Origin of the sequence: Pseudomonas sp. FH4 (assembly GCF_000510915.2) — a bacterium.
Taxonomy (GTDB): Bacteria; Pseudomonadota; Gammaproteobacteria; order Pseudomonadales; family Pseudomonadaceae; genus Aquipseudomonas; species Aquipseudomonas brenneri.
The window spans coordinates 284,366-301,458 of the sequence record NZ_AOHN01000002.1 but is presented as its reverse complement, the minus strand read 5'-3'; the positions used below and the strand labels follow the sequence as shown (position 1 = coordinate 301,458).

Sequence of the window (17,093 nt, the reverse complement as noted above, 5' to 3'; positions counted from 1 at the left end):
TCCCTAGACGCTCTCGGCCGACGACAACATCGGCGCGCCAGGCAGGAACGCCGGCTCGCGGATAGCCTGCGATGCCTGTTCATAGCCATACGCAACCGAGAGCAGTGTGGCTTCACTGTTGCTCGTACCCGCAAAGTGCAGCGCGGTTGGCATGCCCTCATCATCCATGCCCGAGGGCACCGATATGCCGGGGTAGCCAGCTGCCGCGGCAAAGAAATAACTGTCTGAACGAAAACTCGACAGCACCGCGTCCAGCTTATGCTCCTTCAGTGGCTTATCGAAGATATCCCTGAAAATCGGGAGAACAGCCTCCCACAACCGATCCCGTTGCTCATCCGTCACCGCCAGGCTGTTGATGTGTTCCAGCAGCGCCTGATCCGGCTCTCCGGCTCGCCTGTCACGCTCGTTGAACGCAATAAGCTCGGCCAACGACTTCACCGACAACCCTTGCCTGCCAGCTAGGTAGCCGTCGATTTTTTGCTTGAGCCCTGCAAAAAGCGCATCGTTGTATTGATCGTACGTCTCTGGCGCCACATCAGCGTCCAGGCTGGCTATTGGCACAAGGACTGCCCCCTTGGCCACCAGCAATCTGATCGCGTCCTCGAAATACTGCCTATCCGCGCGCCTGGCCGGGTCCCTGGCCTGCTCTGGCGACAACTCAGGCACCGGCGTGTAGCCAATGCGTTTGCCCTGCAAGGCATCGGGCGTCAACCCGGCGGTGTAGACCGTTGTTTCGACCATGGCGTTTAGCGCTTCGCCAGCATCGCACACGTTACGCGTAAACGTGCCCACCGAGTCCAGTCTTGAGCTGGTCATCACCCCCTCGGTACTCACCAGTCCGGCCGTGGTTTTCAAACCGAGCACACCGTTGTAGGCCGCCGGCGCAATGATCGAACCGTTGGTCTCGATGCCCAATGCGAGCGGGACAAGTCCCTGGGCTACCGCCACGGCCGATCCAGTACTCGACCCCGCCACCTGCCCACCCAGTCGATGAGGGTTAAGGGTTTGCCCGCCACGGGAGCTCCAGCCATCAACCGGTACGCTGGAGCGAAAGTTGGACAGCTCACTCATATTGGTTTTACCCACGATCACTGCACCCGCCTTGAGCAAGTTATCCACGACCTTGGCGTTTTTTGTCGTCGGCGAACCTAGCAGCGCACGGGAACCCGCACTGGTGTGCATTTTTCCGCGGGTTTCGAATACATCTTTCAGGGCAATCGGCACACCGTGCAAAAAGCCGCACACCCCGCCGCGGTTACGCTCCTGATCGCGCGCCCGCGCCTGCTCAAGCGCATCGGGGTTGATCTGCACAAACGCGTTGCCGCCTTGCAAGCCATGATCGATGTTTGCGATGTTTTTCAACGAGTCCCGCACCAGGGACTCAGACGTCACCGCCGCCCGGGCCATGTCGCGCGACATGGCCTGCGCACTGCGGTAGCCCTTCGGCGGCGAGGTCAATGCCTCGTAAAGCCCCGCTGCTCCCAACCCGATTCCTATGCCTGATCCCATCATCGAAAAATCCTCAACTGCCATGTACAGGCTATCGCCTGATAGCCAGAGGTCAGTCTAGGAACGGGAACATACAACCCCCAACCTGGCAAATCCGACAGGCTTGTCCGATTTCTCAGTGGTGGATGTAGGCGGGAAACATGGAAGCGGACCTGCCCGCTTCCATGAGGGGAGCGTCAACGAACGGCCAGCACCGGGCTGCCGAGCCGCTCCAGCAACGTCGCCTGCGCACTGCGCGGGTTCTGGTTGCCGGTCGGCGTGTTGCGCACGTAGCGCCCATCCGACTGCAGGCTCCAGCTGTGGGTGTTATCGGTGAGATAACTCTCCAGCTCTTTCTTGACCCGCATGATCAGCTTCTTGCCTTCCACCGGGAAGCAGGTCTCCACACGCTTGTCGAGGTTGCGCTCCATCCAGTCGGCGCTGGAGAGGAACATCTGCTCCTCGCCGCCGTTGAGGAAGTAGAACACCCGCGTGTGCTCCAGGAAGCGGCCGATGATCGAACGCACGTGAATATTGTGCGACACCCCGGCAATGCCCGGGCGCAGGCAGCACATGCCACGCACCACCAGGTCGATGCGCACACCAGACTGGCTGGCCTTGTACAGCGCGCGGATGATCTTCGGATCGGTCAACGAGTTGAACTTGGCGATGATATGCGCCGGCTTGCCGTCGAGGGCGAACTGGGTCTCGCGGGCAATCATGTCGAGCATGCCCTTTTTCAGGGTGAACGGCGCATGCAGCAGCTTCTTCATGCGCAACGTCTTACCCATGCCGATCAATTGGCTGAACAGTTTGCCGACGTCTTCGCACAAGGCGTCGTCGGAGGTCAGCAGGCTGTAGTCGGTGTAGAGCTTGGCGTTGCCGGCGTGGTAGTTACCGGTACCCAGGTGCGCGTAACGCACGATTTCACCGGCTTCGCGACGCAGGATCAGCATCATCTTGGCGTGGGTCTTGAAGCCGACCACACCGTAGATCACCACCGCACCGGCCGCTTGCAGGCGGCTGGCCAGTTGCAGGTTGGATTCTTCGTCAAACCGCGCACGCAGTTCGATCACCGCCGTAACTTCCTTGCCGTTACGCGCGGCATCCACCAGCGCATCGACGATTTCCGAGTTGGCGCCGCTGCGGTACAGGGTCTGGCGCACGGCCAGGACGTGTGGGTCCTTGGCAGCCTGGCGCAACAGGTCGACCACCGGGGTAAACGACTCGAACGGGTGCAGCAGCAAGATGTCCTGCTTGCTGACCACGCTGAAGATGTTCTCGCTGTTTTGCAGCAGTTTCGGGATCTGCGGGGTGAATGGCGTGTATTGCAGCTCCGGATGGCTGTCCAGGCCAGTAATGCTGAACAGGCGCGTCAGGTTCACCGGGCCATTGACCTGGTACAGCTCGGTCTCGGCCAGGTTGAACTGCTTGAGCAGGTAGTCCGAGAGATGTTTCGGGCAGGTGTCCGCCACTTCCAGGCGTACTGCATCGCCATAACGGCGGGAGAACAGCTCACCGCGCAAGGCGCGGGCCAGGTCTTCGACGTCTTCGGTATCCACGGCCAAATCGGCGTTACGGGTCAGGCGGAACTGGTAGCAGCCCTTGACCTTCATGCCCTGGAACAGGTCATCGGCGTGGGCGTGGATCATCGACGAAAGGAATACATAGTTATCGCCAGCCCCCCCTACCTCTTCCGGTACCTTGATGATCCGTGGCAACAGGCGCGGCGCCGGGATGATCGCCAGGCCCGAATCACGACCAAAGGCATCGATCCCTTCGAGTTCGACGATAAAGTTCAGGCTCTTGTTCACCAGCAGCGGGAACGGGTGTGTCGGGTCGAGGCCAATCGGGGTGATGATCGGCGCGATTTCGTCACGGAAATAGCGACGCACCCAGGTCTTGAGCTTGACGGTCCAGTTGCGTCGACGGATGAAGCGCACCTGATGCTTTTCCAGCTCCGGCAACAAAATGTCGTTGAGGATGGCGTATTGGCGATCCACATGGCCGTGCACCAGTTCACTGATGCGGGCCAGGGCCTGGTGCGGCTGCAAACCATCGGCGCCAGCCTGTTCGCGGGCAAAGGTGATCTGTTTCTTGAGGCCGGCAACACGAATCTCGAAGAACTCATCCAGGTTGCTGGAGAAGATCAGCAGGAACTTCAAGCGCTCCAGCAGCGGGTAGGACTCATCCAGCGCCTGTTCCAGCACGCGGATGTTGAATTGCAATTGCGACAACTCGCGATGGATGTACAGGCTGCTGTCATCCAGGTTCGGAATCACGATAGGCGGTGCCGCCACCACCGGCTCCGTGGCCACGGCAGGCTGCTCAGGCGCAAGCTCCGGCGGGGTTTCGGCGACCTGTTCAACCACCGGATGCGCATCTTTTACGGCAACGTCTGTGAGTCCTTCGGTATTCATCGAGTGTTCCTGTGAGGGCTATGGTTGCTCTCTAAGCAATTGGGCGGCACGGGCGGCAAAGTAAGTCAGGATGCCATCGGCACCCGCACGTTTAAAGGCGGTAAGGGATTCCAGGATGACACCTTCACTCAACCAGCCATTTTGAATCGCAGCCATGTGCATGGCGTACTCACCACTGACCTGATAGACAAAGGTCGGCACCTTGAATTCCTCCTTGACCCGATAAAGGATGTCCAGGTACGGCATGCCGGGCTTGACCATCACCATATCGGCACCTTCGGCCAGGTCCGCCGCCACTTCGTGCAGGGCTTCATGGCTGTTGGCCGGGTCCATCTGGTACGAGGCCTTGTTGGCCTTGCCCAGGTTCAACGCCGAGCCGACCGCATCGCGGAACGGGCCGTAGTAGGCGCTGGCGTACTTGGCCGAATAGGCCATGATCCGCACATTGACATGGCCGGCCAGCTCCAGGGCTTCGCGAATCGCCTGGATCCGACCGTCCATCATGTCCGACGGGGCCACCACCTGGGCGCCCGCTGCGGCATGGGACAGCGCCTGCTTGACCAATGCGTCGACGGTGATGTCGTTCTGCACGTAGCCTTCTTCATCCAGAATGCCATCCTGCCCGTGGGTGGTGAACGGGTCCAGCGCCACGTCAGTGATCACCCCAAGCTCAGGGAAACGCTCGCGCAGGGCGCGGGTCGCGCGCTGGGCAATACCTTCGGGGTTCCAGGCCTCGGCGGCATCCAGGGACTTGAGCCCGGCCGGCGTGACCGGAAACAGCGCCAGCGCCGGGATCCCCAGTTCGACCCACTGCGCCGCTTCTTGTAAAAGCAGATCAATGGTCAAACGCTCGACACCCGGCATCGAGGCCACCGCTTCCCGGCGATTTTCACCGTCCAGCACAAACACCGGCAGGATCAGATCATCCACCGTCAGGACGTTTTCACGAACCAGGCGGCGAGAAAAATCATCACGACGGTTGCGGCGCAGGCGGGTAGCGGGAAACAGGCGTTGGGCGGGGGTAAAGCTCACGGCAGACTCCTGAGCCCGGCTTGACGGGCGAGCGTGACAGTTATAAGCGGCCATTATGACGAAGGAATGACAGTTGTGCTTACTCATACAACCGGCATGCGACCTGTCGCCGCATTCATGGTTTCTGTAGGAAATGTTCACTTTGTGACACATCTCGATACTTTCATGAATGTTCACGAAGGCGTAGGCTGCGCGTTCATTTCGCCAGCACCCAGACAATGCTCCAACAATTTCTGAATGACTTTGGCTACTTTGCCCTCTTCCTGGGGACGTTCTTCGAAGGTGAGACCATTCTGGTGCTCGCGGGCTTCCTGGCGTTCCGCGGATACATGGATATCAACGTGGTGGTGGTGGTTGCGTTCTGCGGCAGCTATGCCGGCGACCAGCTCTGGTATTTCATGGGCCGTAAACATGGGCGCAAATTGCTGGCGCGCAAACCGCGCTGGCAACTGCTGGGCGATCGGGCGCTGGAGCATATCCGCCGGCATCCGGACATCTGGGTCCTGAGTTTCCGCTTCGTGTATGGCCTGCGCACAGTGATGCCCGTGGCCATTGGCCTGTCAGGCTACCCGCCGGGACGCTATCTGTTGCTCAACGGCATTGGCGCGGCGATCTGGGCGGCAGCGCTGGGCGCGGCGGCCTACCACTTCGGCGCCGTGCTCGAAGGCATGCTGGGCAGCGTCAAGAAGTACGAGCTGTGGGTGCTCGGCGCCTTGCTCTTGCTCGGTCTGGGCTTATGGTTACGCCGGCGCATCCGTAATGCCCGCCTGGCCCGGGAAAACTGCGCCGCCGAGAAAGCCCAGTTGGCGCAGGTACAGGCCGAAGCGAAAAAGCCCGAGTCTACGACACCCGCCGAGTAAGTCGGACCGATGAGGCACCGCCTGCGGCAATGCGCTGGCCAAGGCAGCTTGTGCCACCCACTCTCGGTGCGCCGGGTATCACTGCACCATTGCGCATAGAACTGCAGGTTGGCCCACGGCGGGTTCCAACTGGCCAGCGGCGTGGCCACGCCAAAGATCACCGCCTCGTTTTCGTCCTCCTCCTGTGAAGGAGCAAAAACCATGGGCAAATCCGGTCAATTATTGTTACATCAAGATTAGGTGCAATGGCCGGATGCCCTATTGGCAATGAGCGACAAATAAGTAGACATTTAACGCCATAAATCAGGAGAAATGCCCATGAGCAAAAAGATTGCAGTGATCCTTTCCGGCTGTGGCGTGTACGACGGCGCTGAAATCCATGAAAGTGTGATCACTTTGTTGCGCCTGGACCAGCGCGGCGCTCAGGTTCAGTGCTTTGCCCCGAACATTGCGCAACACCATGTGATCAACCATCTCACCGGCGAAGAAATGCCCGAGTCACGCAATGTGCTGGTGGAGTCGGCGCGCATAGCGCGGGGTGAAGTGAAGGATATTCGCGAAGCCAACGTTGAAGAGTTCGACGCGCTGATCGTGCCCGGTGGGTTTGGCGCAGCCAAGAACCTGTCGAACTTTGCCGTTGAAGGCGCTGGTTGCAGCGTCAACCCGGACGTACTGGTGCTGGCCGAAGCCTTTGCCGAAGCGGGCAAGCCCGTGGGGCTGATCTGCATCTCGCCGGCGCTGGCAGCGAAGATCTACGGCCCAGGCGTGGTGTGCACCATCGGCAACGATGCTGGCACGGCAGCAGCCCTGGACAAGATGGGCGCCACCCACCAGGAATGCGCGGTGGACGAGATCGTCGAAGACAAGGCGCGCAAACTGGTGAGCACACCGGCCTACATGTTGGCCAAAAACATCAGCGAAGTGGCCTCAGGCATCAACAAGTTGGTGGACCGGGTGCTGGAACTGACCCACGAGAACGACGCCTGACCCGCCCCCTGTAGGAGCCCGGCTTGCCGGCGATAGCATCACCTCGGTGTCACTGACAGACCGAGGCGTCTGCATCGCAGGCAAGCCAGCTCCTACAGAAGCCGGCACCGGCGATCAGGCCACCCGGCGCTTCTCGGCCAGCCGGCTGCGGCTGTACAACACCACAATCGCAATGATCGCCACTGCCTGGGCACTCAACGAATACGCATCGGCATGGATGCCCAGCCAGTCAAAGTCAAAGAACGCCACCGGCCGGGTGCCGAAGATACCGGCCTCCTGCAACGCCTTGACGCCATGCCCGGCGAACACCACCGACAGCGCGCACAGCAGCGCCGCGTTGATCCCGAAGAACAGCGCCAATGGCAGCTTCGCCGAGCCGCGCAGGATGATCCACGCCAACCCCATCAATAGCACCAGCGCCGTGGCGCCACCGGCCAGGACGGCGTTGTGTCCGGCGGGGCCGGCCTGTAGCCACAGGGTTTCGTAGAACAGGATCACTTCGAACAGTTCGCGGTATACCGAGAAGAACGCCAGTATCGCAAAACCAAAACGCCCACCACCGCCCACCAGACTGCTCTTGATGTAGTCCTGCCAGGCGGCCGCGTGGCGGCGGTCGTGCATCCACACGCCCAGCCACAGCACCATCACGCTGGCAAACAGCGCCGTGCAGCCTTCCAGCAACTCGCGCTGGGCGCCGCTGACGTCAATCACATAGGCCGCCAGGGCCCAGGTCGCTGCACCGGCCACCAATGCCAGGGCCCAACCGACGTTGACGCTGCGCACCGCCGACTGCTGGCCGGTGTTACGCAGGAAGGCGAGAATCGCCGCCAGTACCAGAATCGCCTCCAGCCCTTCACGCAGCAGAATCAGCAAGCCCGAGATGTAGCTCAACGACCAGCTCAGGCCATCGCCGCCCAACAAGCCGGCAGCTTCAGTGAGTTTGCCCTTGGCCACGTCCAGGCGCTGCTGGACTTGCTCGATCGGCAGAGCGTCCTGCAACGACTGCCGATAGGCCATCAAGGCTTTCTCAGTGTCCTTGCGCACGTTGGCATCGACGTTATCCAGGGAGCTTTCTACCAGCTCGAAGCCTTCCAGATACGCGGCTACCGACAGGTCGTAGGCCTGTTCATGCTCGCCACTGCGAAACGCCGCCAGGCTCTTATCCAGCGTGGCAGCGGTGTAGTCCAGCAATTGCGCCGGGCCACGCTGGACCTGCGGCGGCTGCGCCCGTTGCGCACGGAATACACGCACGGCGTCCGGGCCTTCGGCGGCCAGCACTTCTTCCGGAGTCTGGCGGGCCAGGTCCGCCAGGTTGAAGGATTTTTCGCTTTTCGCCGCAGCCGGGTCAGCGGTGAAGCCCGCGATGTAGGTCGCCAGGTCCCAGCGCTGACGGTCATCCAACTGGTCGGCGAACGACGGCATATCGGTGCCTTCGACGCCCAGGCCCAGGGTGTTGTAGATGCCGTAGAGGCTCAGGCGGTCCAGGCGCTGCGCATCGCGCAGGTTGGCCGGCGGCGGTGTCATGCCGACACCGGCCGGGCCATCGCCCGCCCCGGCGTCACCGTGGCACACCGAGCAATGCTGGGCGTACAGCGGCGCACCGCGGGTCGGGTCCGGGGTAATGGCCGGCGCCTGGCTGACTTCATAGGCCACCGCCAATTGCGCACCTAACTGCCGCGCCTGACGTGCGACTGCGTTGCCATCCTGGTGACGGGTGACGGCGGCCAACAGTTCATCGACGCCCTTGACCAGGCCTGCGCGCTCGGGCTTGTCCGGCAGCTCGGCCACCAACCCCTGCAATACACCGAGAAATTCCACCTGTTCCTGGTATTCGGACTCATCGACCACCTTGCCCGCCTCCACCGTCGGCGGATAGTCAGCGCCGATATAGTCCAGTAAATGCAGGGCCTGGGGCGCACCTTCTGCGGTGGCCGCCAGCAGATTGAAGCTGCACGACACCAACGCCGGCAACAACAGCCAGGCGAGAAAACGGGAGGGGGCAGTCATGAATGACTCTCAAATGGAAACAAGAAGTAACACATTGTCGAATTTTAATCGGTTTGACTCAAGGCGTTAGTGCTTTTCCCGCCGAAATGACGTGCTCCGATAGTGGCACAAGCCTTTCACAATGGAGCTTAAAAGCCATTGTTTTGCCAGTAGCGCAGCCTATAATGCGCCGCCTTCGTTATCGCGAAACGGCATTTGTGCTCCTCTTTTTATGAGGAATATGTGGGAAAGGCTTTTCCTGCAATTGGTTATTCGGCCCGACCAGCCCCTTCGGCCGATTACGCTCAGGGAAGCAGCACCTCAATGGCATCTCGCGTCTTCATCTCCCTTGCCCTCGCCGCAGTTACGCTGCTGTCGGGTTGTTCGATGTTCCGCAGTTACGACACAGAACTGCAAGCCACCAACCAACAGTTGGCCAGCGGCAACGTCGACGGCGCATTGACCCTGCTGGAAAAAAACAACAGCAGCGACGACAAGGACCTTCTCTACTACTTCGAGAAAGGCGAATTGCTGCGCGCCAAGGGCGACCTGGCCGGCAGCCAGGCGGCCTGGCACCGGGCGGACCTGGCGGTGTACAAGTGGGAAGAGGCGGTCAAGTTCGACACCGAGCGCTACCTTTCGCAATTCGGCAGCTTCCTGGTCAATGACAAGGTGCGGCGCTACGAAGGCTATGACTACGAAAAAGTCATGCTCACCACCCAGATGGCGCTCAACCTGCTGGCGGTCAATGACTTCGACGGCGCCCGCACCGAGATCAAGAAAACCCACGAACGCGAAGCCGTGATCGCCGAGTTGCGGGACAAGGAATACCTCAAGCGCGAAAACGAGGCCGAACGCCAGGGCGTGGCCACGCAGTTCAAGGACCTGCGCGGCTATCCGGTAGAAAGCCTCGACGCGCCGGACGTGGTGGGCCTGAAGAACAGCTACCAGAGTGCGTTCAGCCATTACCTGGCCGGCTTCGTCTACGAAGCCCTGGGCGAAAAAGACCTGGCCGCGCCGGGCTATCGCAAGGCCGCCGAACTGCGCCCCAACACGCCGCTGCTGGAACAGGCCCTGCTCGATCTGGACGCCTCAGCCGTAGCGGCTGACGAAAGCGACGTGCTGATCGTGGTCCAGAGCGGCCTGGCGCCGGCGCGCGACTCGATCCGCCTGCCACTGCCGATCCCCATCGACGGGCATTGGGTGATCACACCGCTGTCGTTTCCGGTGATCAAGCCAGACACCTCGACAGCCACCTTCGCCCAGATCGGTGTCGATGGCCGGCAACAGAACCTCACAGCCCTCAACAGCACCACCGCCATGTCCCGCCGTGCCCTGCGCGACGATATGCCGGGGATCATCCTGCGCACCACCGTGCGCGCCATCAGCCGTGGCGTGACGCAAAAGAACCTGAACCAGACCAACCCAATGGCCGGTCTGGTACTGGGCATCGCCTCCGCTGTCACCGAGGGCGCCGATACCCGCACCTGGCGCACCCTGCCGGACATGACCCAGGTCGCACGCCTGCGCCTCAAGCATGGCGAGCACCAGGTGAGCCTGCCCAATGCCCTGGGCGGCACCCTGGTGACGGTCAAGGCCGAACAACGCCATCAGGTGATCACCTTGCGCGTGGTCGGCAACCAGGTATTCGCCAGCGGCCTGGCGGCCCATGTGGTCGCAAGCAACCCGGCCCAGGCTGTCGCCAGTCTCAAACAACCTTAAGGAGCACGTTATGCGTCATTTTATCCTCGGCGCCCTGGCGCTGGTCTTCCTCGCCGGTTGCGCCACCCCGCCGCCGGAGCCGGGCAGCGCCGCGAGCAAAGTCGTGGTGATGGGCAAGTTCAAGGGCATCGCCGTCGGCGCGATTCGCGTGGCTCGCGAGAACGGCTTCCTGACCGCCAAGGTGCAACTGAGCAACATCACCAGCAGCAACCAGATGATGTATTACCGCTTCGCCTGGCTGGGCGCCGATGGCTTCCCGGTGGGCGATGAAGAAACCTGGAAAGTGCTGAACCTCTATGCCAACCAGGCCACCTTCCTGCCGGCCATCGCCAATCTGCCCCAGGCCGCCGATTTCCGCCTTGAAGTGAAAACGCCTTGAGTCTGCCCCCTATTCAGCTTTCGAGAGACTTTCCCATGCTTGCACGCTTTTCGTTCCTCGCCGTAGTCGCCGTCCTGGCCAGCGGTTGCGCCAACACCTCGCCGGTCATCGGCGGCAAAAACATCAGCTACGGCGATACCAAGGCCGTGGAACTGGTGACCAACGAGTTCGGCTCCACCGACTTGCAGATGATCGCCGAAAGCATGACCCGCTCCCTGGCGCAGTCCGGCATTCTCCAGGGCCGCCCGGTGGTGCAGGTGTATGACGTGAAGAACAAGACCAGCGAGTATATCGATACCCGCGAGATCACCACCTCGATCAAGACGCAGTTGATGAAAACCGGCACCGCCCGCTTCGCCAGCGACAACACCGATATGCAAAGCCAGGTTGACCAGCTCAAGCTGCAAAACCAGAGCGGCCTGTACAAGAAATCCACGGTCAGCAAGACCGGCAACATGATTGCCGCCAAGTACCGCCTGGAAGGCTCCATCAGTTCCATCGTCAAGCGCAGCGCCGACTACAAGGACGTGTTCTACAAGTTCAGCCTGCAACTGGTCGACGTCGAAAGCGGCCTGGCCGAATGGATGGACGAAAAAGAAATCCGCAAGACCACGGAGCGCTAAGCCATGCGCCTATGGATCGGCCTGCTCGGCCTGCTGTGCGCCTTTGGCGCCTCGGCGGCCCCCAAGATCGCCGTCACTGACCTGGCGTACGAAGCCCGCGTAGAGGAATACATCCACGCAGTCTCGGCCAGCAACAACTTCCAGGCCAGCGCCTATAACGCCAGCGGCGCCTCCAGCTACAGCGAGTTCGAAAGCCGCAGCAGCTACATCGAACAGGGCGAACTGCGCAAATTCAGCGGCGATATCAAGGGCGAGATTCTCAAGTCGCGCCAGTTCCAACTGGTCCAGGGCACGCCCTACACCAGCGAAGCCAAGGGCGATGTGTACGACGTGATCAAGCGGATCAAGGCCGGCCACTTCAAGGGCGCGGACTATGTGCTGTTCGGCACCTTGTCGGACATCGACTTCACCCGGGACATCAACGCCCTGGATCGCACCAGCAACTATTCGGCAGTGCTGGGGCTGAGCGTGGTGGCGGACTTCAGTCTGATCAACACCCGCACCTATGAAATCACCTCGGCGTTTACCGCCATGGGTGAAGGCCAGGACACCAAGCTGGTGAGCAGTCGTGATGTGCGCGTGAACCTGAACCGGCCACGGGTGGTGAGGGAAGTGTCGAAAGCCTTGGGTGAGGACGTGGCACGCCAGCTACAAGAGCAACTGGGCGGCGGCGATCAAGAGCCCGGCCAGCCGGCATTGCGCAACAACCTGCCAAGGGACGAAGCGCCGAAGATCCTGCGCTGAGCCTCAATGGCTCGGCTAGCACACATCAATGTGGGAGCTGGCTTACCTGCTCCCACAGTTTTGATTGGGTTTATTCCGTCAGGCGGTGGCGCGGTGCAAGCTGGCCAGGAACGCCGCAGCGCCCACGAACAACCCGGCAAACGTGCGGTTCACGCGCTTCTGCTGCTTGGGCGTGCGCAACAGGCGCAACACTTTCGATGCCAACCCGGTGTAGCCGGCCATTACGATCATATCCACGCCGATCATCGTCGCGCCGAGGATCAGGTACTGGATCAGCAGCGGCGCCTGCGGGTTCACGAACTGCGGCAGTACCGCCAGCATGAAGACCAGGGCCTTGGGGTTGCTGGCGTTCACCAGAAAACCACGGAACATCATCGCCATGGGCTTGCCAATAGGGCGCACGGCAGCGTCATCGGTCATATCCATGGGCAAGGCACGCCATTGCTTGACGGCCAGGTACACGAGGTAGGCCACGCCGAACCATTTGATCGCGTAGAAGGCGGTAGACGATGCCGCAAGCACTGCCCCAAGGCCGCCGGCAACCACGGCAATCTGCATCGCCAAGCCCAGCTGCAGGCCGATGGCGTTCCAGTAACCGCGCACAAAGCCGTATTGCAGGCCACTGGACATCGAAGCGATGGCACCCGCACCGGGAGAGAGACTGATGATCCAACTGGCCAGGAAAAAGGCCAGCCATGTGTCGAGCGCCATTACACACCTCGTAGCAAATTCGTTGTGAGCACTAAGCTAACTCCGAGGGCCGAGGGCTGGCTAGAGAATTTTAAGGCAGGGGGCTGATATCGCTGCCGCGCCAGCGGCGTACCGCGCGCTGGAAGAACAGGCTGTTGGGCACTTGCACCACAGCGCTGTCGGTACCCGCCTCAGCCACTTCGATCAGCGTGGTGTAAAGCAGGTTGATCGCGATCACCCGGCCTTTGACGCCCGGCTTGTCGACGGTATCCACCAACTCGACCACATCACCCAGGCGAAACGGCCCGACGGTGAAAATCAAAATCGCACACAGCAGGTTGGACAACACCGACCACATGGCAAAGAACGCCACGGCCGCCACGGCCACAAAGCCTGACAGTGCGGTCCACAGCACAGTGGCCGAAACCCCCAGGCGTTCGAGGACAAAGATCAGCGCACTGCCCATGATCAGCCAGCGCAGACCACCACGCAGCGGCATCAGCAGTTGCGGCGGGAACGGGTAGCGCTCGCCCAGGCGCGTCAGGCCCTTGGCGACAAAACGCTGGGTCAGGTAGCCCGCCAGCAGGATCAACAGGATTTGCACGCCAACCCAGATCGGTTCGATCCATTGCGCCGGCAGTGGCAGTTGCAAGGCTTCCATCAGGACAGCACCTCCAGCTCCGCTTGCAGACCTTCCAGCAATTCGAGGGCTTCCATCCAGGTTTCCTCCAGTTGCCCTTCGCGCACCTTGAGCTTGGCCTGTTCGGCCAGCAGGTCGCGCAGTTCATCCTTGCGTGCCGCTTCGTACACGGCGCTGTCACCGAGGCTGGCCTCGATCTTGGCCAGGCGCTCGTGGACTTTGCCCAACTCGGCTTCCAGTTTGTCGGCTTCACGCTTGTGCGGCGCCAGTTGCTGACGCAGCGCAGCAGCGGCCTGGCGCTGGGCTTTCTTGTCGGTCTTGTCCGGGTTGACCGGGGTGTTGCTGACCGGCGCGTTACGCAGGCGATACTCGGTCAACCAACGGGCGTAGTCGTCCAGGTCACCATCGAACTCTTCGACTTTGCCATCGGCCACCAGCAGGAAGTTATCAGTGGTGCTCTTGAGCAAGTGGCGGTCGTGAGACACCACCAGTACCGCACCACTGAATTCCTGCAGGGCCATGGTCAGCGCCAGGCGCATTTCCAGGTCCAGGTGGTTGGTCGGTTCGTCGAGCAACAGCAGGTTCGGCCGGTCCCAGGCGATCAGCGCCAGGGCCAGGCGGGCCTTTTCGCCGCCGGAGAAATTCAGCACCGGCTCGTCGATGCGCGCGCCACGGAAGTCGAAACCACCGAGGAAGTCGCGCAGGGTCTGCTCGCGCTCGGTCGGCGCCAGGCGCTGCAAATGCAACAGCGGGCTGGCCTTGGCGTCGAGGGAGTCCAACTGATGCTGGGCGAAGTAGCCCACCACCAGGTTCTCGCCACGGGTCAGGCGGCCGGCCAGGGGTTGCAGCTCACCGGAAAGATTTTTGATCAGCGTCGACTTGCCCGCGCCGTTAGGCCCGAGCAAACCAATGCGCGCACCCGGGGTGAGCTGCAGCTTGACCTTCTCCAGGATGGTTTTGTCGCCATAACCCAGGCGTGCATCCGAGAGGTCGAGCAAGGGGCTGGAGATTTTCACCGATTCGCGGAACACGAAGTCGAACGGCGAATCGACGTGGGCCGCCGACAGTTCTTCCATGCGCTCCAGGGCCTTGATCCGGCTCTGGGCCTGGCGGGCCTTGGTGGCCTGGGCCTTGAACCGGGCGATATAACTTTCCATGTGCGCCCGCTGCGCCTGCTGCTTCTCGAAGGCCTGTTGTTGCTGGGCCAGGCGTTCGGCACGGGCACGCTCGAATGCCGAGTAACCACCGCGATAGAGGGTGATTTTTTTCTGTTCGACATGGGCGATGTTATCGACCACGGCGTCGAGGAAGTCCCGGTCGTGGGAAATCAGCAGCAAGGTGCCTTGGTAGTTCTTGAGAAAATCTTCCAGCCACAGGATCGCATCGAGGTCCAAGTGGTTGGTCGGTTCGTCGAGCAGCAACAGGTCCGACGGGCACATCAGGGCCTGGGCCAGGTTCAGGCGCATGCGCCAGCCACCGGAGAAGTCGGCGACCGGGCGATCCATCTGTTCATTGGTGAACCCGAGGCCGGCGAGCATCTTGCGCGCGCGGGCGTCGGCGGTGTAGCCGTCGGCACTGTCGAGTTCCGAGTGCAGGCGAGCCTGCGCGGCACCGTCCTGGGCTTTCTCGGCCTCGGCCAAGTCGTGTTGCACCTGGCGCAGGCGCAGGTCGCCATCGAGCACGTAGTCGATCGCGATGCGGTCCAGGGTGTCGATCTCCTGGCGCATATGAGCGATACGCCAGTCGGCTGGCAGCAGGCAGTCCCCGGAATCCGGGGTCAGCTCACCGAGCAACAGGGCGAACAACGTGGATTTGCCGGCGCCATTGGCACCGATCAGGCCGGCTTTGTGACCGGCGTGCAGGGTCAGCTCGGCGTCTTCAAGAAGACGTTGCGGGCCACGCTGTAATGTTAGGCTTTGAAGTCGGATCATAATGGCGGCGGAGTCTACCAGCTTCGTTGGCCGCTGGCTTGGGTGTGAATATGTGCGCTGACCTGTGGAGCTTTGCTCTTTCGACCTACGCCCGTGCGGGCGTGGAAGACACGTGCCTGCGCTTGCAGGAACAAGGGACGGATGTGTGCCTGTTGTTGTGTGGGCTGTGGCTGGAGCAACGCGGGGCCGTACCTGAGCCTGAACGTGTGCGGGCGCTGCGAACAATTGCCGAGCCCTGGCAGGTAACCGTAGTGGAGCCCTTGCGCAAGGTACGCAAGCAATGGCGCGCTATGGCGCAGCAGGATGCCGGGCTGGGAGCGTTGCGCGAGCAGGTCAAGGCCCTGGAACTGGAAGCCGAACGGCAGTTGCTGTTACGTCTGGAGGCGTTGGCACAGGCTTGGCCAACGGGAGGAAGCGCCACGGATCAGAAATGGCTTGAAGGACTGGCGACCGAGGCCGCCAACCTCGACCACGGCGCGCTGCATCAACTGCGCGCCGCGGCCACCGGCACTTAGGAAGCGCTGGTTGGGGTGGTGCCTGGTGCTACCGGGGCAGACGTGCTGCTGGCCGGTGCAGTTGTAGCGGCTGGAGCGGCAGGGGTCGCTGGTTTGGCAGCAGCTGGAGCTGGCGCTGGTTTGGCGGCTGGTTTCGCAGCAACAGGTTTGGCAGCTGGCTTGGCAGCAGCAGGTTTGGCAGCCGGCTTGGCGGCTGGTTTCGCGACAGCAGCTTTAGCAACTGGCTTGGCGGCTGGTTTCGCGGCAGCAGCTTTAGCAACTGGCTTGGCGGCTGGTTTCGCGGCAGCAGCTTTAGCAACTGGCTTGGCGGCTGGTTTCGCAGCAGCAGTTTTAGCAGCAGGCTTGGCGGCTGGTTTCGCGGCAGCGGTTTTAGCAGCGGGCTTGGCGGCTGGTTTTGCGGCAGCAGTTTTAGCAGCGGGCTTGGCGGCTGGTTTTGCGGCAGCGGTTTTAGCAGCGGGCTTGGCGGCTGGTTTCGCGGCAGCCGTTTTAGCAACTGGCTTGGCGGCTGGTTTTGCGGCAGCAGTTTTAGCAACTGGCTTGGCGGCTGGTTTCGCAGCAGCGGTTTTAGCAGCTGGCTTGGCGGCTGGTTTCACAGGCGCTTTTTTAGCAGCAGGCTTGGCCGCAACTTTAGCCGGTGCCTTGGCAGCAACTGCCTTGGCCGGTGTACGAGTGCTCAACACTTTAGCCACCGCTTCTTTCACGCGACCAACGCCCTGCGCCAGTTTCAGGCTCTCTTGGGCATCGCGCTTGAGTTGAAGGATGTAGGTGCGGGTTTCGGATTGACGATCCTTGAGGGCATCGAGCAAGTCCTCAAGTTCTTTTACGGCGCCCTTGGCTTTGGTTTGTGCCTTGGCTTTGCCGGCGGTCGCGGCATCTTGCAGTTTGGTGCGGGATTTATGCAGTTTTTCCTGAGCCTTGCCGCGTTGCTTTTCCAGCTTGGCGAGCAATTTCTCTGCATCAGCCAAGGCTTGTGAGCAAGCGCTTTCCAAATGTTCGAGCAGGCTGCCCGAGAGTTGTTGGAGCAAGTGCAACGGGGTATTAACAGGCTTCTGTTTGGCCGACATGGTTTACCTCCT

At 61.4% G+C, this 17,093-nt stretch carries 15 protein-coding genes; 7 read left to right on the top strand and 8 right to left on the bottom strand.

What is annotated here, in order from left to right; genetic code table 11:
- Positions 1 to 3: 3 nt before the first annotated feature.
- The 3 genes from H097_RS02200 to hemB all read right to left on the bottom strand — a co-directional run bounded on the left by H097_RS02200 (position 4) and on the right by hemB (position 4,940).
- A complete protein-coding gene (locus tag H097_RS02200; RefSeq protein ID WP_241495417.1) occupies positions 4 to 1,533 on the bottom strand; it encodes an amidase family protein in 1,530 nt (509 codons plus the stop codon).
- 152 nt (positions 1,534 to 1,685) lie between these two features.
- Positions 1,686 to 3,908 carry a polyphosphate kinase 1 gene (ppk1, locus tag H097_RS02195; protein WP_032856944.1) on the bottom strand — a complete coding sequence of 741 codons (2,223 nt, stop codon included), beginning with the start codon at positions 3,906 to 3,908 and terminating at the stop codon, positions 1,686 to 1,688.
- Positions 3,909 to 3,926: 18 nt separating this feature from the next.
- Positions 3,927 to 4,940 carry a porphobilinogen synthase gene (gene hemB / locus H097_RS02190; protein ID WP_032856943.1) on the bottom strand — a complete coding sequence of 338 codons (1,014 nt, stop codon included), beginning with the start codon at positions 4,938 to 4,940 and terminating at the stop codon, positions 3,927 to 3,929.
- A 218-nt stretch (positions 4,941 to 5,158) separates the two neighbouring features.
- On the opposite strand from hemB, the gene H097_RS02185 reads away from it, so the two are divergent.
- Together H097_RS02185 and elbB are read left to right on the top strand one after the other, a co-directional pair.
- Positions 5,159 to 5,800 carry a DedA family protein gene (locus tag H097_RS02185; RefSeq protein ID WP_032856942.1) on the top strand — a complete coding sequence of 214 codons (642 nt, stop codon included), beginning with the start codon at positions 5,159 to 5,161 and terminating at the stop codon, positions 5,798 to 5,800.
- Positions 5,801 to 6,118: 318 nt separating this feature from the next.
- Entirely contained in the window at positions 6,119 to 6,787 is a 669-nt protein-coding gene (elbB, locus tag H097_RS02180; protein ID WP_032856940.1) for an isoprenoid biosynthesis glyoxalase ElbB, read from the top strand.
- 114 nt (positions 6,788 to 6,901) lie between these two features.
- Here elbB and H097_RS02175 read toward each other — a convergent pair whose 3' ends face one another.
- On the bottom strand, positions 6,902 to 8,794 hold the full coding sequence (locus H097_RS02175; RefSeq protein WP_032856939.1) for an FTR1 family protein: 1,893 nt from the start codon (positions 8,792 to 8,794) through the stop codon (positions 6,902 to 6,904).
- 303 nt (positions 8,795 to 9,097) lie between these two features.
- Here H097_RS02175 and H097_RS02170 point away from each other — a divergent pair, with 303 nt between their 5' ends.
- Genes H097_RS02170 through H097_RS02155 form a run of 4 tightly spaced genes read left to right on the top strand, consistent with a single transcriptional unit; the run spans position 9,098 to position 12,241 of the window.
- Entirely contained in the window at positions 9,098 to 10,495 is a 1,398-nt protein-coding gene (locus H097_RS02170; RefSeq protein WP_032856937.1) for a lipoprotein, read from the top strand.
- Positions 10,496 to 10,505: 10 nt separating this feature from the next.
- Positions 10,506 to 10,874, top strand: coding sequence for a YcfL family protein (locus tag H097_RS02165; protein ID WP_032856935.1), 369 nt, complete (start codon positions 10,506 to 10,508; stop codon positions 10,872 to 10,874).
- Positions 10,875 to 10,909: 35 nt separating this feature from the next.
- Positions 10,910 to 11,497, top strand: a complete 588-nt coding sequence (gene lpoB, locus H097_RS02160) for a penicillin-binding protein activator LpoB (RefSeq protein ID WP_032856934.1) — start codon at positions 10,910 to 10,912, stop codon at positions 11,495 to 11,497.
- A 3-nt stretch (positions 11,498 to 11,500) separates the two neighbouring features.
- On the top strand, positions 11,501 to 12,241 hold the full coding sequence (locus H097_RS02155) for a hypothetical protein (RefSeq protein WP_032856933.1): 741 nt from the start codon (positions 11,501 to 11,503) through the stop codon (positions 12,239 to 12,241).
- Positions 12,242 to 12,319: 78 nt separating this feature from the next.
- On the opposite strand, the gene H097_RS02150 is transcribed toward H097_RS02155, so the two are convergent.
- The 3 genes from H097_RS02150 to H097_RS02140 all read right to left on the bottom strand — a co-directional run bounded on the left by H097_RS02150 (position 12,320) and on the right by H097_RS02140 (position 15,502).
- Positions 12,320 to 12,952, bottom strand: coding sequence for a LysE family transporter (locus H097_RS02150; protein ID WP_032856931.1), 633 nt, complete (start codon positions 12,950 to 12,952; stop codon positions 12,320 to 12,322).
- 70 nt (positions 12,953 to 13,022) lie between these two features.
- Positions 13,023 to 13,592, bottom strand: coding sequence for a mechanosensitive ion channel family protein (locus H097_RS02145; protein ID WP_032856930.1), 570 nt, complete (start codon positions 13,590 to 13,592; stop codon positions 13,023 to 13,025).
- Positions 13,592 to 15,502 carry an ATP-binding cassette domain-containing protein gene (locus H097_RS02140; RefSeq protein WP_032856928.1) on the bottom strand — a complete coding sequence of 637 codons (1,911 nt, stop codon included), beginning with the start codon at positions 15,500 to 15,502 and terminating at the stop codon, positions 13,592 to 13,594. The genes H097_RS02145 and H097_RS02140 overlap by 1 nt, the downstream gene beginning before the upstream one ends.
- Positions 15,503 to 15,552: 50 nt before the next feature.
- On the opposite strand from H097_RS02140, the gene H097_RS02135 reads away from it, so the two are divergent.
- Complete coding sequence (locus H097_RS02135) at positions 15,553 to 16,017, top strand: TIGR02444 family protein (protein ID WP_032856926.1); 465 nt, start codon at positions 15,553 to 15,555, stop codon at positions 16,015 to 16,017.
- Here the strand turns inward: H097_RS02135 and H097_RS27435 are convergent.
- Positions 16,014 to 17,081 (bottom strand): AlgP family protein, encoded by a 1,068-nt coding sequence (locus H097_RS27435; RefSeq protein ID WP_082445507.1) that lies wholly within the window; start codon positions 17,079 to 17,081, stop codon positions 16,014 to 16,016. The two genes, H097_RS02135 and H097_RS27435, sit on opposite strands and share 4 nt — an antisense overlap.
- Positions 17,082 to 17,093: the final 12 nt, after the last annotated feature.